19 protein-coding genes are annotated in these 22,006 nt (G+C 70.5%); 8 read left to right on the forward strand and 11 right to left on the reverse strand.

Translation table 11 applies throughout. From position 1 onward, the window contains the following. The first annotated feature begins 223 nt into the window (after positions 1-223). Positions 224-994 carry an ABC transporter ATP-binding protein gene (locus ABZ656_RS06600; RefSeq protein ID WP_180362657.1) on the forward strand — a complete coding sequence of 257 codons (771 nt, stop codon included), beginning with the start codon at positions 224-226 and terminating at the stop codon, positions 992-994. After that, complete coding sequence (locus ABZ656_RS06605; RefSeq protein ID WP_360265219.1) at positions 994-3,564, forward strand: FtsX-like permease family protein; 2,571 nt, start codon at positions 994-996, stop codon at positions 3,562-3,564. The genes ABZ656_RS06600 and ABZ656_RS06605 overlap by 1 nt, the downstream gene beginning before the upstream one ends. Positions 3,565-3,690: 126 nt before the next feature. Here ABZ656_RS06605 and sthA read toward each other — a convergent pair whose 3' ends face one another. The 4 genes from sthA to ABZ656_RS06625 form a co-directional block, all read right to left on the reverse strand. Beyond that, a complete protein-coding gene (gene sthA, locus ABZ656_RS06610; RefSeq protein ID WP_101406840.1) occupies positions 3,691-5,094 on the reverse strand; it encodes a Si-specific NAD(P)(+) transhydrogenase in 1,404 nt (467 codons plus the stop codon). An 84-nt stretch (positions 5,095-5,178) separates the two neighbouring features. After that, complete coding sequence (locus ABZ656_RS06615) at positions 5,179-6,513, reverse strand: enolase C-terminal domain-like protein (protein WP_101406839.1); 1,335 nt, start codon at positions 6,511-6,513, stop codon at positions 5,179-5,181. A gap of 43 nt (positions 6,514-6,556) precedes the next feature. Continuing rightward, positions 6,557-7,894: a gluconate:H+ symporter gene (locus tag ABZ656_RS06620; RefSeq protein ID WP_360265224.1), complete on the reverse strand. Its 1,338-nt coding sequence runs from the start codon at positions 7,892-7,894 to the stop codon at positions 6,557-6,559. Positions 7,895-8,030: 136 nt separating this feature from the next. Next, complete coding sequence (locus tag ABZ656_RS06625) at positions 8,031-8,990, reverse strand: 5-dehydro-4-deoxyglucarate dehydratase (protein WP_101406837.1); 960 nt, start codon at positions 8,988-8,990, stop codon at positions 8,031-8,033. A 106-nt stretch (positions 8,991-9,096) separates the two neighbouring features. On the opposite strand from ABZ656_RS06625, the gene ABZ656_RS06630 reads away from it, so the two are divergent. Next, positions 9,097-9,885 (forward strand): IclR family transcriptional regulator, encoded by a 789-nt coding sequence (locus ABZ656_RS06630; protein WP_101406836.1) that lies wholly within the window; start codon positions 9,097-9,099, stop codon positions 9,883-9,885. A 44-nt stretch (positions 9,886-9,929) separates the two neighbouring features. Here the strand turns inward: ABZ656_RS06630 and trxA are convergent, their stop codons facing one another. From trxA to dnaK, 6 genes are read right to left on the reverse strand one after another with little or no spacing between them, the layout of a single operon-like run. After that, entirely contained in the window at positions 9,930-10,373 is a 444-nt protein-coding gene (trxA, locus tag ABZ656_RS06635; RefSeq protein ID WP_101408362.1) for a thioredoxin, read from the reverse strand. Between the two features lie 5 nt (positions 10,374-10,378). Next, positions 10,379-13,021: an ATP-dependent chaperone ClpB gene (clpB, locus tag ABZ656_RS06640; RefSeq protein WP_101406835.1), complete on the reverse strand. Its 2,643-nt coding sequence runs from the start codon at positions 13,019-13,021 to the stop codon at positions 10,379-10,381. Further along, entirely contained in the window at positions 13,012-13,407 is a 396-nt protein-coding gene (locus tag ABZ656_RS06645) for a chaperone modulator CbpM (protein ID WP_101406834.1), read from the reverse strand. Before ABZ656_RS06645 ends, clpB begins: the two co-directional genes overlap by 10 nt. After that, on the reverse strand, positions 13,404-14,378 hold the full coding sequence (locus tag ABZ656_RS06650) for a DnaJ C-terminal domain-containing protein (RefSeq protein WP_360265229.1): 975 nt from the start codon (positions 14,376-14,378) through the stop codon (positions 13,404-13,406). Before ABZ656_RS06650 ends, ABZ656_RS06645 begins: the two co-directional genes overlap by 4 nt. A gap of 6 nt (positions 14,379-14,384) precedes the next feature. Next, positions 14,385-14,897, reverse strand: coding sequence for a nucleotide exchange factor GrpE (locus tag ABZ656_RS06655; protein WP_101406832.1), 513 nt, complete (start codon positions 14,895-14,897; stop codon positions 14,385-14,387). 9 nt (positions 14,898-14,906) lie between these two features. Further along, entirely contained in the window at positions 14,907-16,805 is a 1,899-nt protein-coding gene (dnaK, locus tag ABZ656_RS06660) for a molecular chaperone DnaK (protein WP_360265233.1), read from the reverse strand. A gap of 347 nt (positions 16,806-17,152) precedes the next feature. Here dnaK and ABZ656_RS06665 point away from each other — a divergent pair, with 347 nt between their 5' ends. Further along, positions 17,153-18,934, forward strand: a complete 1,782-nt coding sequence (locus ABZ656_RS06665) for a helix-turn-helix domain-containing protein (RefSeq protein WP_101406830.1) — start codon at positions 17,153-17,155, stop codon at positions 18,932-18,934. 18 nt (positions 18,935-18,952) lie between these two features. Here the strand turns inward: ABZ656_RS06665 and ABZ656_RS06670 are convergent, their stop codons facing one another. Further along, the gene (locus ABZ656_RS06670; RefSeq protein ID WP_101406829.1) at positions 18,953-19,573 is read right to left on the reverse strand and encodes an L-threonylcarbamoyladenylate synthase; all 621 of its coding nucleotides are present in this window, start codon (positions 19,571-19,573) and stop codon (positions 18,953-18,955) included. Positions 19,574-19,684: 111 nt separating this feature from the next. Between ABZ656_RS06670 and ABZ656_RS06675 the strand changes: the two genes are divergently transcribed. The 4 genes from ABZ656_RS06675 (at position 19,685) to ABZ656_RS06690 (ending at position 21,981) form a co-directional block, all read left to right on the forward strand. Further along, on the forward strand, positions 19,685-19,924 hold the full coding sequence (locus ABZ656_RS06675; protein WP_067374823.1) for a hypothetical protein: 240 nt from the start codon (positions 19,685-19,687) through the stop codon (positions 19,922-19,924). Continuing rightward, on the forward strand, positions 19,924-20,301 hold the full coding sequence (locus ABZ656_RS06680; RefSeq protein ID WP_054229421.1) for a hypothetical protein: 378 nt from the start codon (positions 19,924-19,926) through the stop codon (positions 20,299-20,301). The genes ABZ656_RS06675 and ABZ656_RS06680 overlap by 1 nt, the downstream gene beginning before the upstream one ends. Before the next feature lie 228 nt (positions 20,302-20,529). Next, positions 20,530-21,564, forward strand: a complete 1,035-nt coding sequence (locus ABZ656_RS06685) for an alcohol dehydrogenase catalytic domain-containing protein (protein ID WP_101406828.1) — start codon at positions 20,530-20,532, stop codon at positions 21,562-21,564. Between the two features lie 168 nt (positions 21,565-21,732). Then, positions 21,733-21,981 (forward strand): DUF2255 family protein, encoded by a 249-nt coding sequence (locus ABZ656_RS06690; protein WP_360265280.1) that lies wholly within the window; start codon positions 21,733-21,735, stop codon positions 21,979-21,981. The last annotated feature ends 25 nt before the right edge of the window (positions 21,982-22,006 follow it).

Raw genomic sequence — 22,006 nt, forward strand, 5'->3', positions numbered from 1 at the left:
CAAGGAGGAGACGCCCCACGCGAGCGGCGGCGCGAGGAGGCCCCGTCCTCCTCCGTACGGCGGAGGGCATCGGGGGTCTCGCCCGACCGGCGGAGACCACGGTTCGGCGGTGCGGCCGAGGCCGCGCCCCGTTGCCGCCGATGGACTGGGAGCACCACGCACGGAACGCCGTGCGAGAAATCGGAACGCGAAAACCCGGAACTTGAGAAGTCGAGGAGTCACAGTGCGGTCTTGGGGCCAACAACCGGACGGGCCGGCCGACGGCCGGTACGCGGTGCAGCTGACGGACGTGACCAAGCGCTACGGCGACGGCCCCTCGGCCGTCCTGGCGCTCGACAAGGTCGGCGCGGGCATCGCACCCGGCACGTTCACGGCCGTGATGGGCCCCTCGGGGTCCGGCAAGAGCACCTTCCTGCACTGCGCGGCGGGCCTCGACCGGCCCACCTCGGGCGTGGTCCGACTGGGCGCACAGGACCTGTCGACGCTGAAGGAGCGACGGCTCACGGAGCTGCGGCGCACCCGCATCGGCTTCGTGTTCCAGGCGTTCAACCTGCTGCCCTCGCTGACCGTCGAGCAGAACATCACGCTGCCCCTGAGGCTGGCCGGACGGCAGGCCGACGAGGGCTGGTTCGACCACATCGTGAAGGCCGTCGACCTCGGCGACCGGCTCGCGCGCTTCCCCGCCCAGCTGTCCGGCGGCCAGCAGCAGCGGGTGGCGATCGCGCGCGCCCTGGTCACCCGGCCCGAGGTGATCTTCGCCGACGAACCGACCGGGGCGCTCGACCCGGAGACCGCCCGGGACATCCTGGGGCTGCTGCGGCAGGCCGTCACCGATCTGCATCAGACGGTGGTCATGGTCACCCACGATCCGGTGGCCGCCGCACACACCGACCACGCCCTGTTCCTCAGCGCGGGGCACCTCGTCGACGCCCTGGCCGAGCCGAGCGCCGACCGCGTCGCGGACGTCATGGCCGGCCTGCGGAGGGCCGCCTGATGCTGAGTCTCGCCCTGTTGACGCTCAAGGCCCGCAAGGGCGGTTTCGCCGGCACCTTCGTCGCCCTGCTGCTGGGCGCGGCGGTCCTGAGCGCCTGCGGGATCCTGCTGGAGTCGGGCATACGGGCCGGATCCTCCCCCGAGCGGTACGCGGCGGCCGACGTCGTCGTCACGGGCCGCCAGGAGGTCGAACTGACCTTCAAGGACCTCGACGGATCGACCGTGAAGGAGTACCAGCCGCTGCCGGAACGCGTAGCGCTGCGGGCTTCGCTGTCCGACCGGATCACCGGCGTGGACGGAGCGAAGTCGGTGATCACGGACGTGGGCGCCCCGGTGCGGCTGGTGACCGGTGCCGGGCAGCCGGTGCCGGGACACCACGGCGCGGGGGTGGCGGCGCACAACTGGTCGAGCCTCGGTCTCGGCGACTTCCGGCTGACCACCGGTCACGCGCCCCGCACCGCCGACGAGATCGTCCTGGACACCGAACTCGCCGCACAGGCGGGCGTCCGCCCCGGCGACGAGATCCGCCTGATGTCCACCTCGGTGCCCCGTAGCTTCCGGGTCGCGGGACTGGTCGTCCTGAAGGACGGCGACGCCCCCCGCCGGTCCGTGGCGTTCCTGGCCGACGCGACTCTGCGCCGGTCGGTTCCCGAAGCCTCCGTCCAGGCCTTCGGCGTCCTCGCCGCGCCCGGCACATCACCACACCGACTCGCCGACGCCATCAAGTCCACGCTCCACGACGACACCCTCGCCGTGCACACCGGAGCGGGGCGCGGACGGGCCGAGTTCCTCGACGTCACCGTCAGCGGCTCCAACCTCGTCCTCCTGGCCGCCGCGATCGGCGGCAACGTCCTGCTCGTCGCCGTCTTCGTCCTGTACGCCACCACGTCCCTGTCGATCCGGCACCGCCGCCGGGAGATCGCCCTGCTGCGCGCGATCGGCACCACCCCCGGCCAGATCCGGCGCATGGTCGCCGCCGAGGCCGCTGCCACCGGCCTGCTCGCCGGAGTGGTCGGCTGCCCGGCGGGTCTGCTCCTCGTGTACTGGCTGCGCGACCGGTTCGCCGGACACGGCATCGTGCCGCCGGACTTCGGGCTCGCCCTCAGCCCTCTGCCCTTCCTCGCGGCGGTGCTCGTCACCGTTCTGACCGCGCTGGTCGCGGTGCTGTCCGCCGCGCACCGCGCGACCCGGATCCGGCCCACCGAGGCCCTCGGCGAGGCCGCCGTGGAGACCCCGGGGCTCGGGCGTGGACGCCGGATCACCGGCGGTGTGCTGCTCGTCCTGTCCGCGGGGATCTTCGTCAGCGGACTGGCGCAGGACGCCGACTTCTTCACCCTCGTCGGGCTCGCCAACTCCCTCGTCCTCGTCCTCGTCGTCGCCGTCGCGGTACTGGGTCCGCTGGTCTCCCGTACCGCCGTACGGCTGCTCGCCCCGCTGCTGAACCGGACCGGTGTCACCGGCTACCTCGCGGCGGCCAACACCCGGGCCAACGTGGCCCGGCTGGCCGGCGCGATCACCCCGCTCGTGCTCGCGGTCTCCTTCTCGTCGACCGTCGTCTTCGGGCAGACCACCGGGCTCAGGGAGTCGGCCGACCAGCTGCGGGCCGGGCTCGTCGCCGACCACGTCCTCACCGCCCCGTCCGGAGTGTCACCCGAACTCGCCGAGAAGGTACGGGGCATGAAGCAGGTGGCGGCGGCCACCGGACTGGTCAGGTCCAAGGTCGTCGCCATGGGCAGGATGCTGGGCGCCCAGGAGTCCGTCTCGCTCAGCGTGCAGGGGGTGGATCCCCGGGCGCTCGGCAGCGCCCTCGATCTGCGGCCGCGGGAAGGGAACATGAAGGCGCTGTCGCGGGACACCGTGGCGATCAGCACCACCACGGCCTCCTGGCTGGGGCTCGCTGTCGGGGATACCGCCCGGCTCCACCTGGGCGACGGCACTCCGTTGCGCGCCAAGGTCGTCGCCGTCTACGAACGCGGCTTCGGGTTCACCGACGTGACCATGGATCACGATCTGCTGCTCGCCCACACCACCGGCAAGGTCGACGAGTCCGTCCTCGTACGCTCCGACCCCTCGGCACCGGACCTGGCCCAGGCCCTGTCGCGCCTGGCCGCGGCCTACCCCGGCACGGTGCTCCGGGACGGCCTCGCCGTCGACGACCAGCTCGCGGAACAACGGGCGAACGCCTGGGTCAACTACCTCGTCGTCGGCGTGATCATCGCCTACACGGCGATCACCGTCGTCAACACGCTGGCGATGAGCACGGCCGCGCGCCGACGCGAGTTCGCCCTGCTGCGGCTGTCCGGCACGGCCCGCGGGCAGGTCGTGGGCATGATGCGGCGGGAGAGCGTCATCGTCATCGCGGCCGGGGTGGGCATCGGGACCCTGCTCTCCGCGTTCCCGCTCGTCCTCGTGTCGATGGCGGTGAGCGGCACCCCGATCCCTGCCGTACCCGGCATCGGCTACCTGGCGATCGCCGGCGCGACGGCGGCCCTCGCGGCCGCGGGCACGATGCTGCCGACGCGGATGCTGCTGAGGATCCGGCCGGTCGAGGCGATCGGTGCGAAGGAATGACCTCGGCGTGAGCAGGCTCGGGGTGCCTCACAAGGCACCCCGGGCCTCGCCCGTGCCGGACCTCGATACGGGCCCCGCCGGACCTCGATACGGGCCTCGGCGGGCCCCGGCGGGCCCTGGCGGTGGTCAGTCCCTGAGGCGGTCTATCTGGCGGATCTTGTTGGTGGCGTCCAGGGCGGCGACCTTGTAGGACTCGGCCAGCGTAGGGTAGTTGAACACCGCGTCGACGAGATAGTCGACCGTGCCGCCACAGCCCATCACGGACTGCCCGATGTGGATCAGCTCGGTGGCCCCGGTGCCGAAGCAGTGCACGCCGAGCAGCTTGCGGTCGTCCGGGGAGACCAGGAGCTTGAGCATGCCGTGCGAGTCACCGATGATCTGGCCCCGGGCCAGTTCGCGGTAGCGGGAGATGCCGACCTCGAAGGGCACGCACTCCTCGGTGAGCTGGTCCTCGGTGCGCCCGATGAAGCTGATCTCCGGGATGGTGTAGATGCCGATCGGCTGGAGGTCGTGCATCGGGTGCACCGGCTCGCCGAAGGCGTGGTACGCGGCCGTACGGCCCTGCTCCATCGAGGTGGCCGCCAGCGCCGGGAAACCGATGACGTCGCCCACCGCGTAGATGTGCGGCACCTCGGTGCGGTAGTTCTCGTCGACCTTGATGCGGCCGCGCGAGTCGGCCGACAACCCGGCCTTGTCCAGGTCGAGTTCGTCGGTGAGGCCCTGCCGGCCCGCGGAGTACATCACGGTGTCCGCGGGGATCTTCTTGCCGCTCTCCAGGACGGTGAGAGTGCCCCGGGGATGATGTTCGACCGCGGCGACCGTCTCCCCGAAGCGGAAGGTGACGGCGAGGTCCCGCAGGTGGTACTTGAGGGACTCGATCACCTCGACATCGCAGAAGTCGAGCATCCCGGCCCGCTTCTCGACCACCGTGATCTTGCTGCCGAGCGCCGCGAACATGGAGGCGTACTCCATGCCGATCACCCCGGCCCCGACGATGACCATGGAGCGCGGCACCCGCTCCAGGTTGAGAACGTTGTCCGAGTCCATGATCGTGCGCCCGTCGAACGCGACGCTCGCGGGCCGTGCAGGCCGGGTGCCGGTGGCGATGACGAGGTGCTCTGCGGTCAGCAGCTTTTCGTTGCCGTTCGCTTCGACCAGGGCGACCGTGTGGTCGTCCACGAAGCGGCCGGTGCCGGCGAAGAGGGAGACGTGGTTGCGGGACAGCTGGCTGCGGATTACGTCGACCTCGCGGCTGACCACGTGCTGGGTGCGCGCGGTGAGGTCGGCGACGGTGATGTCCTCCTTGAGGCGGTAACTCTGGCCGTACATATCGCGCTGGGTGAGGCCGGTGAGATAGAGGACCGCCTCGCGCAAGGTCTTGGAGGGGATGGTCCCGGTATGGATGGAGACCCCGCCGACCATGTCGGGGCGGTCGAGGACGGCGACCCGGCGGCCGAGCTTGGCCGCGGCGATGGCGGCCTTCTGACCACCCGGGCCGGATCCGATGACAAGCATGTCGAAGTCGCGCACCCTCCGGAGTCTGTCAGGCCGAAGTCCTCACCCGGAAGGGTGAATGGACAACAGTCGTTCCCCCATGACGGAAATGAGGGTGACTCAACGCACCAGACACGGACGCTTGCTGTCGAACTCCCAGCCGGGGACCAGGTAGCGCATCCCGACGGCGTCGTCACGCGCCCCCAACGCCTTCTCCTGATAGAGCTCGTGGGCCGCGAGCAGCCGCTCCCTGTCGAGCCGGACACCGAGACCGGGCGCGTCCGGCACGGCGATCTCCCCGTCGACGATGCGCGGCGGCTCGACGGTGAGGCGCTCCAGACCCTCCTGCCAGATCCAGTGCGTGTCCAGGGCGTTGTACGCGCCCGGAGCCGCGGCCCCGCAGTGCGTCACCATCGCCAGCGAGATGTCGAAGTGGTTGTTCGAGTGGCAACCCCAGGTCAGCCCCATCGCGTTGCACAACTGCGCCACGCGCACCGAGCCCTGCATGGTCCAGAAGTGTGGGTCTGCCAGCGGGATGGACACCGACTGCAGGGCCAGCGCGTGGGTCAGCTGCCGCCAGTCGGTGGCGATCATGTTGGTCGCGGTCGGCAGGCCCGTCGCCCGGCGGAACTCGGCCAGGATCTCCCGCCCCGAGTAGCCGCCCTCGGCTCCGCAGGGGTCCTCGGCGTAGGCGAGCGTGCCCACCAGCGGCGTACACAGCTCGACCGCCTCTCGCAGCGACCACGCGCCGTTCGGGTCGAGGGTGATCCGCGCCTCGGGGAACCGGTCCTTGAGCGCGCGTACGGCCTTGACCTCCTCCGCGCCCGCGAGGACACCGCCCTTGAGCTTGAAGTCCCGGAAGCCGTACAGGTCGTGGGTCGCCTCGGCCTGCCGGACGATCGCCTCCGGCGACAGGGCCTCCTCGTGCCGGATCCGGTACCAGTCCTCGGCCGCGTCGGGCTCACGGACGTACTCCAGGTCCGTGCGGCCTGGGTCACCGACGTAGAACAGATAGCCGAGGACCCGTACGGCGTCGCGCTGCTGTCCGTCGCCCAGGAGCGCCGCGACGGGTACGTCGAGGTGCTGTCCCAGCAGGTCGAGCAGCGCCGACTCGACCGCGGTCACGGCGTGGACGGTGGTCCGCAGATCGAAGGTCTGGGCGCCGCGCCCACCGGCGTCGCGGTCGGCGAAGCGGTCGCCGATCTCGCGCAGGACACGCTTGTAGTCACCGACCTTCGCTCCGACGACCAGGGACTCGGCATCCCGCAGTGTCCGCGTGATCTTCTCCCCGCCAGGGACCTCACCGAGACCCGTACGTCCCTCGGAGTCCGTCAGGACGACGACATTGCGGGTGAAGTAGGGGCCGTGCGCGCCGGAGAGGTTCAGCTCCATGGAGTCCCGGCCGGCGACCGGATAGACGGAGAAGGCCGTGACGGTCGGCTGGCTCTTGCTCATGCTTCTCAAAGTCCTTGGGTACGGGGGTGATGGGGGGCTGCGGTCAGAGGCTGAGGACGTCGAGAGCCCACTCGACCGCCAGGACACCGCCCAGACCGAGGACGGCCAACACGGTGGTGTACGTGGTGCGGACCTTGATCGCCTCGACGACCGAGAGGTCGAAGTACTCCTTGAACAGCCAGAATCCGGGGTCGTTGACGTGGGAGAAGGCGATCGAACCGCAGCAGACGGCGAGCACCATCATCTCGGGGTGTACCCCGCTGCCCGCCAGGAGCGGCAGCACCACGCCGGAGGCCGTGACGACGGCGACCGTCGCCGAGCCCAGTGCCACCCGGAGGATGACCGCGATGAGCCACGCGAGGACGATCGCCGAGATGGACCAGCCCTGCGTCTGGTCCTTGATGTAGTCGGATATCCCGCCCTCGACGAGGACGTTCTTGAAGGCGCCGCCGGCGCCGATCACCAGCAGGATCATGGCCATCGCCTGGGCGGCGGAGTTGCAGGAGGCGCTGACCTCCGCGAGGCTCCGGCCGATGCGCGGGCCGAACGCCCAGACCGCCAGCAGCAGGGTCAGCAGCAGTGCGATCGGCGCGGATCCGATGAAGGCGACGAAGTGCAGGAACGGACTCGAACCGGACGTGGCCATGTCGGTCACGGCGGCACCGGCGATCAGCACCACGGGGAACAGGGCTACGCCCAGGGACCAGCCGAGCCCGGGCATCTCCTCGTCCTGGAAGACCCGCTCGCTGACCAGGCCCTGGGGGATCGAGGGATTCATCGCCCTGATGAACGGCAGCCGTGGCCACACCAGGGCGATGAGCGCGCCGACCGGGACGGCGATGAACAGGCCGTAGAACAGTGTCACACCGACGGACGCGTGGAAGGTCGCGGCCACCGCGGTGGGACCGGGGTGGGGCGGCAGGAAGCTGTGCATGGTCGACAGGGCGATCGACATCGGCAGCCCGACCCACAGCAGCTTCGCGCCGGTCACCCTTACCAGCGTGAACGCGATGGGCACGATGATGATGAACGCGACCTCGTAGAACATCGTCACGCCGATGAGCATCGACGTCACCACCATGGCGACCTGGACGCCGCGCGGGCCGAAGGCGTCGAGGAGCTTGCCGGCGATGCGCTGGGCGGCGCCCGAATCCCCCATGACACGGCCGACCATGGCGCCCAGCCCGATGGTGAGCATCGTGTCGCCGACCTGGCCGCCGATGCCTTCCGAGAGGACGTCCGGGATCTTCTCCAACGGAATCCCGCGGACCAGGCCGACGCCCACCGCCACCAGCAGCAGGGCGGCGAAGCCGTTCAGTTTGAGTTTGGTCATGAGCAGCAGCAGGACCAGCACGCTGATCCCGACTACGAGGAGCGGCACGTCTCAGTTCCCCTTTGAACTGGTTGGACCGGGTGACGGATGGCAGATGGCAGAGGGCCGATGACGGTTTGCGAATGACAGGTGACAGGTGACAGGTGACAGATGACAGGCGACGGATGACAGATGTCGTTATCTGTCAGTCGGATCGCCGTACGGCTCCGACCACCTTCAGACCGTCGTCGAGCACCTTCGCCAGCGCGCCGAGGTCGTCCGGGCCCGGGTCCGTGAGCGGCGCCCGGACCGGGCCGACCGGCAGGCCGCGCAGCCGGGCGGCGGCCTTGACCAGTGACACCGCATAGCCGGGGACCCGGTCGCGCAGCTCGACGAGCGGGACGTAGAAGTCGCGCAGGAGTTCGGTCACGCTCGCGTCGTCGCCGTCCCGCAGGGCGGCGAAGAAGGCGTTCGCGATCTCGGGCGCGAAGGCGTGGACCGCCGAGGAGTAGGCGGGGACGCCCACGGTGGCGTAGGCGCGGGCCTGGATCTCGGCGGTGGAGGCGCCGTTGAAGAAGAGGAAGCCGTCGGGCGCCGCGAGCGTGAGGCGCTGGAGGCGGTCGAGGTCGCTGTGTCCGTCCTTGAGGCCGATGACCGTGGGGATCTCCGCGATCCGGCGCAGGCTGTCGGCGGTGAAGGCGACCTGACCGCGCTGGTAGGCGATCAGCGGCAGAGAGGTGCCGGAGGCGATCCGCCGCAGTTGTTCCACCAGCCCGTCCTGCGGGGCCGTGACCAGGTAGTGGGGGAGTACCAGCGCGGCGTCCGCGCCCGCCTCCTCCGCGATCCGGGCGAAACGCAGCGCCTGCGCCCAGCCGTAGCCGATACCCGCGACCACGGGCAGCCGTCCGTCGGCGATCTCGACCGTGGCCCCGACGACCGCGCGGTACTCGTCCTCGTCCAGCGAGAAGAACTCTCCGGTACCGCAGGCGGGGAACACCGCGCCCGGCGCGCTGGCCAACTGGGCGGTCAGGTAAGCCCGGTACGCCGCCAGATCCAGACCGCCGTCCTCCCGGAGGCTCGTGAGCGGGAAGGACAGCACCCCGCCCGCCATGCCGTCCCGCAGTCGCTTGGCCACGTCCTCGGCCGCCGCACTGAACCGTGTCATGAACTTTGTCCTCATATGCAGATGGCATCTATGTATGAAGATGGAGGCTAGGTTCGTGAACGCGCGGGGTCAATGGGTGCGGCAAGGCGGATTTACGATGGGCCCCATGCCGGAGAGCAGTGGTGTCCGAGAAGTGAAGTCGGCGGCCCGCACGGTCGCGCTGCTGGAACTGCTCGCCGGGCGGGGCGACCGGCCGGCCCGGCTGGACGAACTCGCCGCGCAACTGGGGGTGCCGCGCAGCAGCATGTACCAGTTGCTGCAGACCCTCGTCGAGCACGGCTGGGTGCGTACCGACACCACCGGTTCGCTGTACGGCATTGGGATCCGTGCCCTGCTCACGGGCACCAGCTATCTGGACAGCGACCGGCACGTACGGGTGGTCCGCCCCTACCTCGACGAAGCCTCGGACGCGCTCGGGGAGACCATTCACCTGGCGCGCCTCGACGGCGCCGACGTCGTCTATCTCGCGACCCGCGAGTCCCACGAGTACGCGCGCACCCTCAGCCGGGTCGGCCGCCGGGTCCCTGCCCATGCCGGCGCCCTCGGTAAGGCCCTGCTCGCCGAGCGTCCGGACAGCGGACTGTCGCTTCCGGCACAGCCGTTGCCCGCTCTCACGGAGAACACCCACACCGAGTCGGCCACCCTGCTCGCGGACCTCGCGGAGGTAAGGGAACGCGGCTACTCCATCGACCGCGAGGAGACGGTGCCCGGCATCGCGGGCTTCGGCTTCGCCCTGCGCTACGACACGCCGGCCGTCGACGCGATCAGCTGCTCGGTTCCGGTGGCCCGGCTCACCGAGCAGCATGAGGCCCGTATCGTCGCCGTCATGCGGGAGATGCGGATGAAGATCGAATCTCTGCTGTCGCCGGCCTCGGGTGCTCCCGACTGGCGTTGACGGGTTGAGCGCCGACGGCCCCGTTCAACGACGCGCGGCCAGGTTCAACGAGGGGCGGCCAGGGTGTCCTCCACCCACTGCTTCAGCGCCGGCGCGGGCGCTGCTCCCGTCTTGCGCGCGATCACCTCCCCCTTGTCGAGCAGCAGCAGCGTCGGCACGGCCTGCACCTGGAACCGCTGGGCGAGCCGCGGATTCTGGTCGATGTCGACCTTGACCAACTTGACCCGCCCGGCGAGTTCGTGGGCGACCCGCTCCAGAGCCGGGCTGACCATCCGGCAGGGCCCGCACCAGGTGGCCCACAGGTCGACGACGACGTACGGCTTCGCCTGTTCGGCGACCTCCGCGAAGTCCGCGTCGCCGGCGTCGGCGATCCACGCGAGCGGGGACGCGCAGTTCCCGCAGCGCGGCGTGCCCCGGGCCGCCGCCGGCAACCGGTTCTTGCGGCCGCAGTGGTCGCAGACGACCGTCGTGCTCGTGCTCGTGGTCACCGCACTCACGCGGCTTTCCGCACGTCCGGTGTGGCCTGCCCGCCATAGGTGACGACGAGTTCGCCGTTCTGGGCGTCGACGCGGATCGTCGCACCGTCCTGCACGTCACCGCGGATCAGCGCTCGGCCGACCATCGTCTCGACCTCGTGCGAAATGTACCGGCGCAGCGGCCGGGCTCCGTACACGGGGTCGAAGCCCTGTTCGGCGATGAGTTCGCGGGCGGCGTCGGTGAGCTCGACGGTGATCTGCCGTTCGGCCAGCCGGCGGCGCAGGTCGTCGAACTGCAGCTCCACGATCCGCTCGATCTGGGCCATGCCGAGCGGCTTGAACAGCACGATGTCGTCGACGCGGTTGAGGAACTCGGGCCGGAAGTGGCTCTGCAGATCGCTCATCACCAGCACCCGTGCGTCGGGCTTGATCTCGCCGTTGGCGGTCACCCCGTCCAGCAGGTGGGCCGAGCCGATGTTGGAGGTCATGATGATCACGGTGTTGCGGAAGTCGACGGTGTGGCCCTGGGAGTCGGTGATGCGGCCGTCGTCGAGCACCTGCAGCAGGATGTTGAAGACGTCGGGGTGGGCCTTCTCGATCTCGTCGAACAGGACCACGGAGTACGGCTTGCGGCGCACCGCCTCGGTGAGCTGGCCGCCCTCCTCGTAGCCGACGTATCCGGGAGGCGCTCCCACCAGCCTGCTGACGGTGTGCCGTTCCTGGTACTCGCTCATGTCCAGGCGGACGATGCTCTCCTCGGAGTCGAAGAGCGCCGCGGCGAGCGCCTTGGCCAGCTCGGTCTTCCCGACACCGGTGGGGCCGAGGAAGATGAACGAGCCGATCGGCCGGCGCGGGTCCCGGATCCCGGAGCGGGCCCGGATGATCGCGTCGGTGACCAGCTTGACCGCCTCGTCCTGGCCGATCACCCGCTCGGTGAGTATCTCGTCCAGGCGCAGCAGCTTCTCGCGCTCGCCCTCCTGGAGGCGGGTGACGGGGATGCCGGTCCAGGCGGCGACGATCTCCGCGATCTCGTCCTCGGTGACGACCTCGCGCAGCAGCCGGTTCTCGCCCTGCTTGGCGGCCAGCGCCTCCTCCTCCGCCGCGAGGCGGCGTTCGAGTTCGGTGAGTCTGCCGTAGCGGAGTTCGGCGGCCCGGTTGAGGTCATAGCTGCGTTCGGCCTCCTCGGCCTCCTGCCGGACCTGTTCCAGTTCCTGGCGCAGCTCCTGCACCCGGCGGATGGCCTGGCGTTCGGCCTCCCACTGGGCGTGCATGGCGTCGGCCTCGGCGCGCAGGTCGGCCAGTTCGCGGCGGAGCTCGTCGAGTCGCTTCTGGCTGGCGGCGTCGGTCTCCTTGGCGAGCGCCGCGTCCTCGATCTCCAGACGGGTCACCCTGCGGGTGATCTCGTCCAGTTCGGCGGGCATGGAGTCGATCTCGGTACGCAGCCGCGCGCACGCCTCGTCGACCAGGTCGATGGCCTTGTCCGGCAGGAACCGGTCGGAGATGTAGCGGTGGCTGAGGGTCGCCGCCGCGACCAGCGCGGTGTCCTGGATCTTCACACCGTGGAAGACCTCCAGGCGCTCGCGCAGTCCGCGCAGGATGGAGATGGTGTCCTCGACGCTCGGCTCGTCCACCTGTACCTGCTGGAAGCGGCGTTCGAGGGCCGCGTCGGACTCGACGTACTTGCGGTACTCGTCGAGGGTGGTGGCGCCGATCATGTGCAATTCGCCGCGCGCGAGCATGGGCTTGAGCATGTTCCCGGCGTCCATCGCGCCCTCGGCACCGCCGCCCGCGCCGACGACCGTGTGCAGTTCGTCGATGAAGAGCAGGATGCGTCCCTCGCCCGCCTTGACCTCGCTCAGTACGGCCTGCAGCCGTTCCTCGAACTCGCCGCGGTACTTGGCGCCCGCCACCAGCGAACTCATGTCGAGCGAGAAGATCGTCCGGTCGCGCAGCCCGTCGGGTACGTCGCCCCTCACGATGCGCTGGGCGAGCCCCTCCACGATGGCGGTCTTGCCGACACCCGGGTCACCGATGAGGACGGGGTTGTTCTTCGTCTTGCGGCTCAGGATCTGGATGACCCGGCGGATCTCCGCGTCCCGGCCGATCACCGGGTCCATTCTGCCGCTGCGCGCCTCGGCGACCAGATCACGGCCGTACTTCTCCAGTGCCTCGTACGCCGCTTCGGGCGTCGCCGAGGTGACGCGCTGGTTGCCGCGGATGCGGGTGAGCGCGGCCAGGAACCCGTCCTTGGTGACGCCGTACTTCTTGAGCAGCCGTCCGGAGGCCGTGCGGGACCCCTCGTCGACGAGTGCCAGCACCAGGTGCTCGACGGACACGTACTCGTCCTTGAGCCGCTTGGCCTCCTGCTCGGCCAAGTCCAGTACCTTCGCCAGCCGTTGGGTGACGTACACCTGCCCGGGCGTGACACCGGGGCCGGTCACCTTCGGCCTGCGGGCCAACTCCTCGTTCAGCGCGGTGCGCAAGCCCCGGGTGTCGGCGCCCGACTGGTCGATCAGCCGCGGTATCAGGCCGTCGGGCTGGTCGAGCAGGGCGAGGAGCAGATGCTCGCCGTCGACCTCGGTCTGGTTCAGCCGGCCGGCGATGGTCTGCGCTTCCTGAAGCGCCTCCTGGGACTTCTGGGTGAGCCGGTTCATATCCACGATTCATCACTCCTGGAGCCGGCGTTGCTGCGCCTCAGAGCGTCCTCCAACTCACTGATCCGGTCGAGCAGATCGAGCACCAGACCCAGGGAGGCGTAGTTGAGGGGGAGCGCGGCCCGTAGTCGTTGGATGCGGGCGAGGGTGGCGGGAGCGGACGGCTCGAACCACAGTCGCCCGGTGGCGTCCCGGGTGGCGTCGACGAGGCCGAGGGTGACGAACCGGCGTACGAGATCCGGATGGAGCCCGGATCGGGTGGCGACGGCGTCGAGACCGAGCCGATGGGCCGGTCCGAGCGGGGCGGCGCGGACCACGATGTTCAGAGCCGGGCGGGGTACCGGGGTGGCGGTACGGCGGTGCGCGCCGCCGGGACGGGGAGCTGTGGTCATCGGGGCCTCCTCGGGTCGAAGGCGGACGCGGCGGCCAGTTCCTCGAAGAGCTCACGCTCACGGGCGGTCGCCTCCGGCGGCACCATGATGCGGACCTCCGCGTACAGGTCGCCGTCCTCGCCGCGCGGGTTGGGCATGCCCTCGCCGCGCAGCCGCAGCCGGCGGCCGCTGGAGGAGCCCGCGGGGACGGTGACCTTGGCCGTGCCGCCGGGGGTGGACACCGGCACGGTCGCGCCGAGTGCCGCCTCCCACGGTGTCACCAGGAGGACCACGTGGATGTCGCGGCCCTCCAGCCGGAACCGCCCGTCGGGCTTGATCCGCACGCGCAGATACAGGTCGCCCGGTGGGGCGTCGGGGCTGCCCCTGCCGCCTTCTCCGGCCAGTCGGATGCGCTGCCCGTCCACCACCCCGCGCGGGATGTTGACGTCGTAGGTGCGCTGCCCGCTGGGACCGCCCAGGGTGATGCCGCGCTTGCCGCCCCGGTACGCCTCTTCGACGCCGAGCTGGATCTCTGCCTCCTGGTCGGCGCCCGGCACCGGCCCCCAGCCGCCGCCCGCGCTCCTGCCGCGTCCGAAGATCCCGCCGAACAGGTCCTCGAAGTCGACGCCGGAGTCGTCGAAGTCGACACCGTCCGCTGTGCGGAAGCGCACCCCGCTTCTGCCGCCTCCACCTCCGGCCCCTCCGACGCCCGCGCTCCAGCCGCCCCGGGCGCCCGCCCCCGCGGCCACCCGCTCGTCGTAGTCCTGCGGGATCTGCCGGAAGTTCTCACCGAAGCGGTCGTAGCGCTGCCTGGTCGCGGGGTCGGACAGCACGCTGTACGCGTCGTTGATCTCCTTGAAGCGTTCCTCGGCTCCCGGGTCCTTGTTGATGTCGGGGTGGTGTTTGCGCGCCAGCTTGCGGAAGGCCTGCTGGATCTCCTCGGCGCTCGCGGTGCGCGTCACCCCGAGCACGTCGTAGTAGTCCCGTGCCATGAGGCGTCACTCCTGCCGCTTGCTGACCACGACGAAGGCGGGGCGCAACTGCTTTCCGTCCGCCCCGTAGCCCGGGCTCACCACCTGGGCCACGGTGTTCGGCTCGGCGTCGGGGGTGTCGACGACTCCGACGACCTCGTGCCGGGTCGGGTCGAAGGGCACACCGGTCTCCTCGTAGCGGGGATATCCGAGGCCGCGCAGCACCTCCACCGCCTGGTCGCGTACGGCTTCGACGCCCTTCAGCACGGCGGAGGGATCGGAGTCGGAGTGGGCCAGCGCCCGTTCCAGGTTGTCGAGGACGGGCAGCCAGGCCGCCGAGGTGCGGGCGCGCTCCTCGGCCCGCACACGTTCCAGTTCCTTCGCGTGACGCTTGCGGAGGTTGTCCACGTCGGCGAGTGCGCGGCGCCAGCGGTCGCGCATCTCGTCGAGGGCGGCCGCCTGCTCGTCCGCCTCCGGCACGTGCGAGGAGGTCTCGCCCGGCTGTTCCGGAGGCGTCGTCGGCTCCTGCTCGGTGGCCATGACGGCTCCTCAGCTCTTGTCGAATTCCGCGTCGATCACGTCGTCGCCGGATGCTGCCGTGGCCCTGGCGGTGTCCTCCGTCCCGGTTCCGGCCTGGGCCTGTGCGGCCGCGCCCGTCTGGTACTGGGCGAGCGACGCCAGCACCTGCTGGAGCTCGGAGGTCAGCGGCCTGGCCTTGTCCGGGGACGCCTCCTGCTGTACCGCCTCACGGGCATCGGCGACGAGCATGTCCGCCCGGGCCCGTTCGTGAGAGGGCACCGCGTCGCCCAGCTCGTTCAGCCGGCGCTCCACCTGGTAGGCCACGGCGTCCAGTTCGTTGCGGGCGTCCACGGCGTCGCGCAGCGCCTGGTCCTCGCCGCGGTGCTGTTCCGCCTCCTGGACCATCCGCTCGACCTCGCCCTTGTCGAGGTTGGAGCCCTCGCTGATGGTGATGGTCTGTTCCTTGCCGGTGTCCTTGTCCCGTGCGGTGACGTTCAGGATCCCGTTGGCGTCGATGTCGAAGACGACCTCGACCTGCGGCTCGCCGCGCGGTGCCGGGCGGATGTCCTTCAGCTGGAAGCGGCCCAGGACCCGGTTGTCGGCGGCCATCTCGCGCTCGCCCTGCAGGACGACGACGTCCACGGCCTCCTGGTTGTCCTCCGCGGTGGAGAAGGTCTCCGAGCGGCGGACCGGGATCGTGGTGTTCCGGTCGATGATCTTCGTCATCACACCGCCGCGGGTCTCCACGCCCAGCGACAGCGGGGTCACGTCGAGCAGCAGGACGTCCTTGACCTCGCCCTTGAGCACACCCGCCTGGATCGCGGCGCCCAGCGCCACGACCTCGTCGGGGTTGACGCTCATGTTCGGGTCCTTGCCGCCGGTCAGCCGGCGGACCAGGTTCTGCACGGCCGGGATGCGCGTCGAGCCGCCCACGAGGATGACCTCGTCGATGTCGTTCGCGCTGGTCTTGGCGTCGGCCATCGCCTGCCTGACCGGTTCCATGGTCCGCTCGACCAGGTCGGCGGTGATCTTCTCGAACGTGGACCGCATGATCGTCTCGGTCAGGTGCTTGGGGCCGGCGGCGTCCGCGGTGATGAACGGCAGGCTGACCTGTGTCTGTGTGACCGAGCTCAGCTCCGTCTTGGCCTTCTCCGCGGCTTCGAAAAGCCGTTGCAGCGCCTGTGGGTCCTTGCGCAGGTCGATCCCGTTCTCCTTCTGGAAGCCGTCCGCGAGCAGGTCGACGAGGCGACGGTCGAAGTCGTCGCCGCCGAGGTGGCTGTCGCCCGCCGTCGAGCGCACTTCCACGACCCCGTCACCGACGTCCAGGATGCTCACGTCGAAGGTGCCGCCACCGAGGTCGAAGACGAGCACGGTCTCGTGCTGCTTCTTCTCCATGCCGTACGCCAGCGCCGCCGCCGTCGGCTCGTTGATGATCCGCAGCACTCCGAGCCCCGCGATGCGCCCCGCGTCCTTGGTCGCCTGGCGCTGGGCGTCGTTGAAGTACGCGGGCACCGTGATGACGGCCTCGGTGACCTTCTCGCCCAGCTGCTTGCCGGCGTCGTCGGCGAGCTTGCGCAGCACCAGCGCGCTGATCTCCTCCGGCGCGTACAGCTTGTCGCGCACCTTGAAGCGCGCGACTCCACCCTCGCCCTCGACGACGTCGTACGCCACCGCCTTGGCCTCGTCGGATATCTCGTCGAAGTGCCGGCCGATGAACCGCTTGGCCGAATAGATGGTGCCCTTGGGATTGAGGATCGCCTGGCGCCTGGCGAGCTGACCCACCAGCCGTTCGCCGCTGTCGGTGAAGGCGACGATGGAGGGCGTGGTGCGTGAGCCCTCGGCATTGGGTATGACGGTCGCTTCACCGCCCTCCCATACGGCGATCACCGAGTTGGTGGTGCCCAGGTCGATTCCGACTGCCTTGCCCATGAGGAACTCCTTCGCCTGCCACCCCCGGCGTCCGCCCGTCTCCGGTGGCGGCGGTTGTCTTCAGGTGAGGTCCGCGGGTCCGCGGGCGCCGGCCGGCGGACCCGGGTCGTGGGTTCCGTCCTTGCCAGGGTGTTACGGGACGAAGGACGACGCCTGCTCCCGGCGGGGCGAAATTCGGCCCCTTCTCTCCCCCTGGGAGTGCAGGAGACAGCGAGGCGCCGCGCGAGGCGGTCAGGGAGCCGCCCCGGCTCCCGGTCGGTGTTCCGCCCCACGCGTGGCCGCTGCGAGAACCCCACTTGTGACCGGCGCAAGAAGCGGAGAAAGGGGGCGAAAGCTAGTATTGCGGCATGTCTGGCACGGCCGACGACGCGACCAGTGCGGCGCACCGGAGCATCGCACCACGCGGCCTCGGCAGCCGGGCGCCCACCACCGCCCTGACCGGCTGGGGACGCAAGCAGTCGGCGAGCCTGTACGACGTGTTCGTACTGGCCGTGGCCATGCTCGACGGCCGTCCGGCGGACGAGATCCTCCAGTTGGCCATGGACGAGGTGCCACGCCTCCTCGACTGCCGGCCCGAGGGCTGCTACATGCTCAGGGACGGCCGCTTCGAGCTCGAGGCCACGCCGAGCACACGGACCCTCGGCGGCCGGGCTCCGCGCGATCTGACCGACCCGGTCGAACAGCTGACCGCGCTGGGAGGGGAGGACGGCGCCGTCCACTTCCGGGAGGGCGGCTGGGGCTGGGCAGCGGGCCTGCGCAGCTCCGGCGGGCTGCTCGGCTACCTGCTGGTCAGCGCCGGGAAACCGCCTCCCGATGAGGACCGCTTCCTCGTCTACGCCCTTGCTCAGACGACCGGCGCCGCGCTCTACAACGCCGAAGCCCGCCGCCGCGACCGCGAGTACGCCAGACAGCTGTTCCGGGCGATCGAGGAGCGGGACGCGGTCAACGAACGACTCACCGCGCTGGTGGCGGAGCTGGAGGAGCAGCGCACCGTGCACGACGTCCTCGCCCGGACCTCCGTCACCGACGAAGGGGAGCACGGCATCGCCGCCGCCGTGTACGAGCTGACCGGCCTCGCCACCCGTGTCGAGGACCGCTTCGGAAACCTCCTCGCCCGGGCGGGGCCGCTCCCGCCCGAGGCGGACACCAAGCCCGATCCGCTCCAGCGCGAGCAACTCATGCACGACGCGATGCGCGAGCTCGGTCCGATCCGCCACGAGGGACGCCTCATCGGACTGGCCCGCCACCACGGAGAGCCCCTCGGCAGCATCGAGCTCATCGACCCCGACGGCACGGCGGGCGGGGCCGAAATGTTCGCCCTCGAACACGCCTGCACGGCACTGTCCCTGGAACTGGCCCACCGTCGCAGTCTGGCGGAGACCGAGCTGCGGCTGCGCCGGGAACTTGTGGACGACCTGCTCATCGGCGCCGACGACGGCGGCGCGTACGCCAGGGCCGAGGCCGTCGGCCACGACCTGCACGGACCGCACCACGTCACGGTCGCACAGTGGCGGGGAACGGTCGCCGACGACCGCTTCCTGGGAGTGGTGGGACGTGCCGTGCAGGGACTGGGCCTGCGGTCGCTGCTGGCCCGGCGAGGGGACATGGCGGTGCTCGTGGTCCGGGGCGAGCCGCGCGACTCGGGTCTGTACGAGGCCCTCGCCGACGAAGTGGGCTCTCCGCACGGCGCGGTGGGCATCGGCAGCCTGTGCGAGGCGGTGGCGGACATCCCGCGCTCCTTCGACCAGGCCGTCCGCGCGCTCGCCGTACGCCGCCAGTCCCACCCTGCGGACGGCACCACGACCTGCGAGGAACTCGGCCTCTACCGCATCCTGGCCCGGGACAAGGACGCGGGAGACGTCACCGACTTCGTCCGCGAATGGCTCGGCGCGCTCCTCGACTACGACAACGCCCATGGCACCGACCTGGTGCACACCCTCACCCGGTACTTCGACCACGGCGGCAACTACGACGAGACGGCGCAGGCCCTCGCCGTGCACCGCAGCACGCTCCGCTACCGGTTGCAGCGCATCAGGGAGGTCAGCGGTCGCAGGCTCGACGAGGTGGACAGCCGCTTCAACCTCCAGGTCGCCACCCGGATCTGGAAAGTCAGCGGCCCCGCGTTCTGACCGGCCCCTTCGCCCCGCTCACTCGAACCGGGAGGGATCGCCCGCTCCTCGTCGTACGATCTCGGGCTCGCCCTGCGAGAAGTCGATGACGGTCGTCGGCTCGACGCCGCAGTCGCCGGAGTCGAGGACCGCGTCCACCACGTGGTCGAGCTCCTCCTTGATCTCCCACCCCTGCGTCAGCGGCTTCTCCTGATCGGGGAGGAGCAGCGTGCTCGACAGCAGGGGCTCGCCGAGCTCGGCGAGGAGCGCCCGGGCGACGACATGGTCGGGAATCCGGACGCCGACCGTCTTCTTCTTCGGGTGCAGCAGCCTGCGCGGTGCCTCCTTCGTCGCCGGGAGGATGAAGGTGTAACTACCCGGAGTCGAGGCCTTGATCGCACGGAACACCGCGTTGTCCAGGCGTACGAAGTGGGCCAGCTGTGCGAAGTCCTGGCACATCAGGGTGAAGTGGTGCCTGTCGTCCAGCCGGCGGATCGAACGGATCCGGTCGAGTCCGTCCCGGTTGCCCAACTGGGCCCCGAGGGCGAAGCAGGAGTCGGTCGGATAGGCGACGAGCCCTCCGCCGCGGATGATCTCCGCCACCTGGCTGAGAGTGCGCTGCTGGGGGTTCTCGGGGTGCACGTCGAAGTACTTGGCCATGCGCCGAGCTTAGATCGGCGGCGTCGGGGACCTGCCGATTCGCCCCCTGGCCGTTCGTTCAGTCGGCCCTGAGACCTCGCACCCCTGGTACCAACCAGGTACCATCCGTGTATGCCATCACTGAACGTGACCTTCACGGAAGAGGAGCTCGAGGGAGTGCGCGCGGCCGCCGCGGCCGACGGCAAGAGCCTCAAGCAGTATCTTCACGACCTCGGTGTCCGGGAGATGCAGCGCAGGCAGTTCGTCGCCGGCGCCACCGCCTGGGCCGACAGACTGCGCGGCGAGTTCGACGACGCGTTCCCCGACGAGGTGCCGCCCGCCGAGCGCCGGGACGGATCCGCGGCCGCCTGATGCACCTGACCATCGATGTCGCCTGGCTGCTCGACGTCCAGGAGGCCGCCCTCGCCCGCGAGGACATGTCCGTGTCGGACTACTCCGCGCTCGTCGCGGCCGTCGCCCGGCACAAGACCAAGCTGCCCACGCTCGCCGCGGCCGACCCGGACGCGGCCTGGCGCGCCGCCGCGCTGATGCACACCATCGTGCGCCTGGAGCCGCTGCCGCACCGCAACAGCCTGTTCGCCGCGTTCGTCGCCGCCCAGTACATGGACCAGTCGGGCGAGGGCATCGACCCGCCCTACGGAGCCCTGTCCGACCTCGTCCGCAAGATCCGCGACACCCGCGTCGGCGTCCCCGCCGTCGCCGACCAGCTGCGCTCCTGGAAGGTCTGAGGACGCCCGTCCACCAGATCCACCGCTGCGCCCCGGAGTCGTCATCGCAGGCAGGCGTGAGAGTGCGGGCCCCGATATCGGGACCCATACTTTTTGAACGGCCGGAATGTCCCCTTCGACCGAAGGGGACAGACGCCCGAATTCCCGGTTGTTCCGAGCCGGACGCGGCGCTGCCGCCGCTCTCGACGCTCTGCGAGCAAGTACAGGACGACTCGATCGGAAAGACTCATGCGAGCAACTCTGATTTACGGTGCCGGTGACGTGCGCGTGGAGGAGGTTCCCGACCCGGGGATCCAGCAGCCCACGGACGCCGTCGTACGCGTGCTGCGTGCGTGCATCTGCGGCAGCGACCTGTGGCCGTACGGGTCGCGTCCGCCCACCGAGCACGGCGACCGCATCGGCCACGAGTTCCTGGGTGTCGTCGAGGACATCGGCGCGGAGGTCTCCGGACTGAAGACCGGAGACCTGGTGGTGGCCCCCTTCGTCTATTCGGACAACACCTGCGACTTCTGCCGTGAGGGGCTGCACACCTCGTGCCGGCACGGGGGTTTCTGGGCCACGGACGGGGTGGACGGCGGCCAGGGCGAGGCGGTGCGGGTCCCGCAGGCCCAGGGCACGCTGGTGAAGCTGCCCGTCGGCGAGGACTCCGCCCTGCTGCCGTCGCTGCTGACCCTGTCGGACGTCTTCTGCACCGGCCACCACTGCGCGGTGACGGCGGGCGTCACCCCGCGTACGACCGTGACCGTGGTCGGTGACGGAGCGGTCGGGCTGTCGGCGGTACTGTCCGCCGAACGGCTCGGCGCCGAGCGGATCATCCTGATGGGGCGGCACAAGGCCCGCACCGATCTGGGCCGCGACTTCGGTGCCACCGACATCGTCGCCGAACGCGGCGAGGAGGGCGTCGAGCGCGTGCGCGAGCTGACCGGCGGCGACGGTACGCACACGGTGCTGGAGTGCGTCGGCACGCTGCCCGCGCTGGAGATGTCGCTGGGCGTGGTGCGCGCGGGGGGCACGATCAGCCGGGTGGGCGCCCCGCAGTACGACCAGGTGCCGCTGGGCTTCCAGGAGTTCATGAACAACATCACCCTCACCGGCGGTGTCGCTCCGGCCCGCGCCTACATCGAGGAACTCCTCCCCGACATCCTCGAGGGGAAGATCGAACCCGGGCGCGTCTTCGACCGCACGGTGAGCGTCGACGAGGTACCCGACGGCTATCGCGCGATGGCCGACCGGGAGGCACTGAAGGTACTCGTCCAGCCCTGAACACGGAGCTGACCGCCCGCCGCCCGCCCGTCCGAGGAGGCCCCGACCTCCCGGACGCGCACGGGCCCCGCACTGCCGTTCCCGCACCGACGCTCCCGCGGTGCCTCTCACTGGTCGTGCGCCCCGCTCTGACGCCCCCCCCGTGACCTGCGCGGCAGCCCCGACGAGATCTACGTCCGCTCCGTGAACGGCCCGGGCTCCGACTGGTTCCGCGGCACCCGGGCCCGCCGCGAGGGCCGTATCGAGGCCGACGGCGTCGAGAAGGACGTCACGCTGACGGACGCCGACAGCGAGGTCGACGCCGCCTACCGCACCAAGTACGGCCGCAACTCCGCGAACACCATCGCCCGCATCACGAGCCCCGTGGCGGGCTCCACGACGATGCGACTGGTGCCACGCGGCGGAGCGGACGCCTAGTCGGACTTCGGCGGCCACCCGGCTG

It is taken from the genome of Streptomyces sp. NPDC007095 (assembly GCF_040634475.1).
Lineage (GTDB): Bacteria > Actinomycetota > Actinomycetes > Streptomycetales > Streptomycetaceae > Streptomyces.

Excerpts from the sequence above, each read along its gene's own strand:
- ABZ656_RS06630 (WP_101406836.1), top strand. The coding sequence starts at position 9,097 with ATGCCGGAGAGCAGTGGTGTCCGAGAAGTGAAGTCGGCGGCCCGCACG.
- ABZ656_RS06685 (WP_101406828.1), top strand. The coding sequence starts at position 20,530 with ATGCGAGCAACTCTGATTTACGGTGCCGGTGACGTGCGCGTGGAGGAG.
- ABZ656_RS06615 (WP_101406839.1), bottom strand. The coding sequence starts at position 6,513 with ATGAGCAAGAGCCAGCCGACCGTCACGGCCTTCTCCGTCTATCCGGTC.
- ABZ656_RS06665 (WP_101406830.1), top strand. The coding sequence starts at position 17,153 with ATGTCTGGCACGGCCGACGACGCGACCAGTGCGGCGCACCGGAGCATC.
- ABZ656_RS06680 (WP_054229421.1), top strand. The coding sequence starts at position 19,924 with ATGCACCTGACCATCGATGTCGCCTGGCTGCTCGACGTCCAGGAGGCC.
- ABZ656_RS06670 (WP_101406829.1), bottom strand. The coding sequence starts at position 19,573 with ATGGCCAAGTACTTCGACGTGCACCCCGAGAACCCCCAGCAGCGCACT.
- ABZ656_RS06645 (WP_101406834.1), bottom strand. The coding sequence starts at position 13,407 with ATGACCACAGCTCCCCGTCCCGGCGGCGCGCACCGCCGTACCGCCACC.
- ABZ656_RS06625 (WP_101406837.1), bottom strand. The coding sequence starts at position 8,990 with ATGACACGGTTCAGTGCGGCGGCCGAGGACGTGGCCAAGCGACTGCGG.
- ABZ656_RS06650 (WP_360265229.1), bottom strand. The coding sequence starts at position 14,378 with ATGGCACGGGACTACTACGACGTGCTCGGGGTGACGCGCACCGCGAGC.
- ABZ656_RS06675 (WP_067374823.1), top strand. The coding sequence starts at position 19,685 with ATGCCATCACTGAACGTGACCTTCACGGAAGAGGAGCTCGAGGGAGTG.
- ABZ656_RS06655 (WP_101406832.1), bottom strand. The coding sequence starts at position 14,897 with ATGGCCACCGAGCAGGAGCCGACGACGCCTCCGGAACAGCCGGGCGAG.
- dnaK (WP_360265233.1), bottom strand. The coding sequence starts at position 16,805 with ATGGGCAAGGCAGTCGGAATCGACCTGGGCACCACCAACTCGGTGATC.
- ABZ656_RS06605 (WP_360265219.1), top strand. The coding sequence starts at position 994 with ATGCTGAGTCTCGCCCTGTTGACGCTCAAGGCCCGCAAGGGCGGTTTC.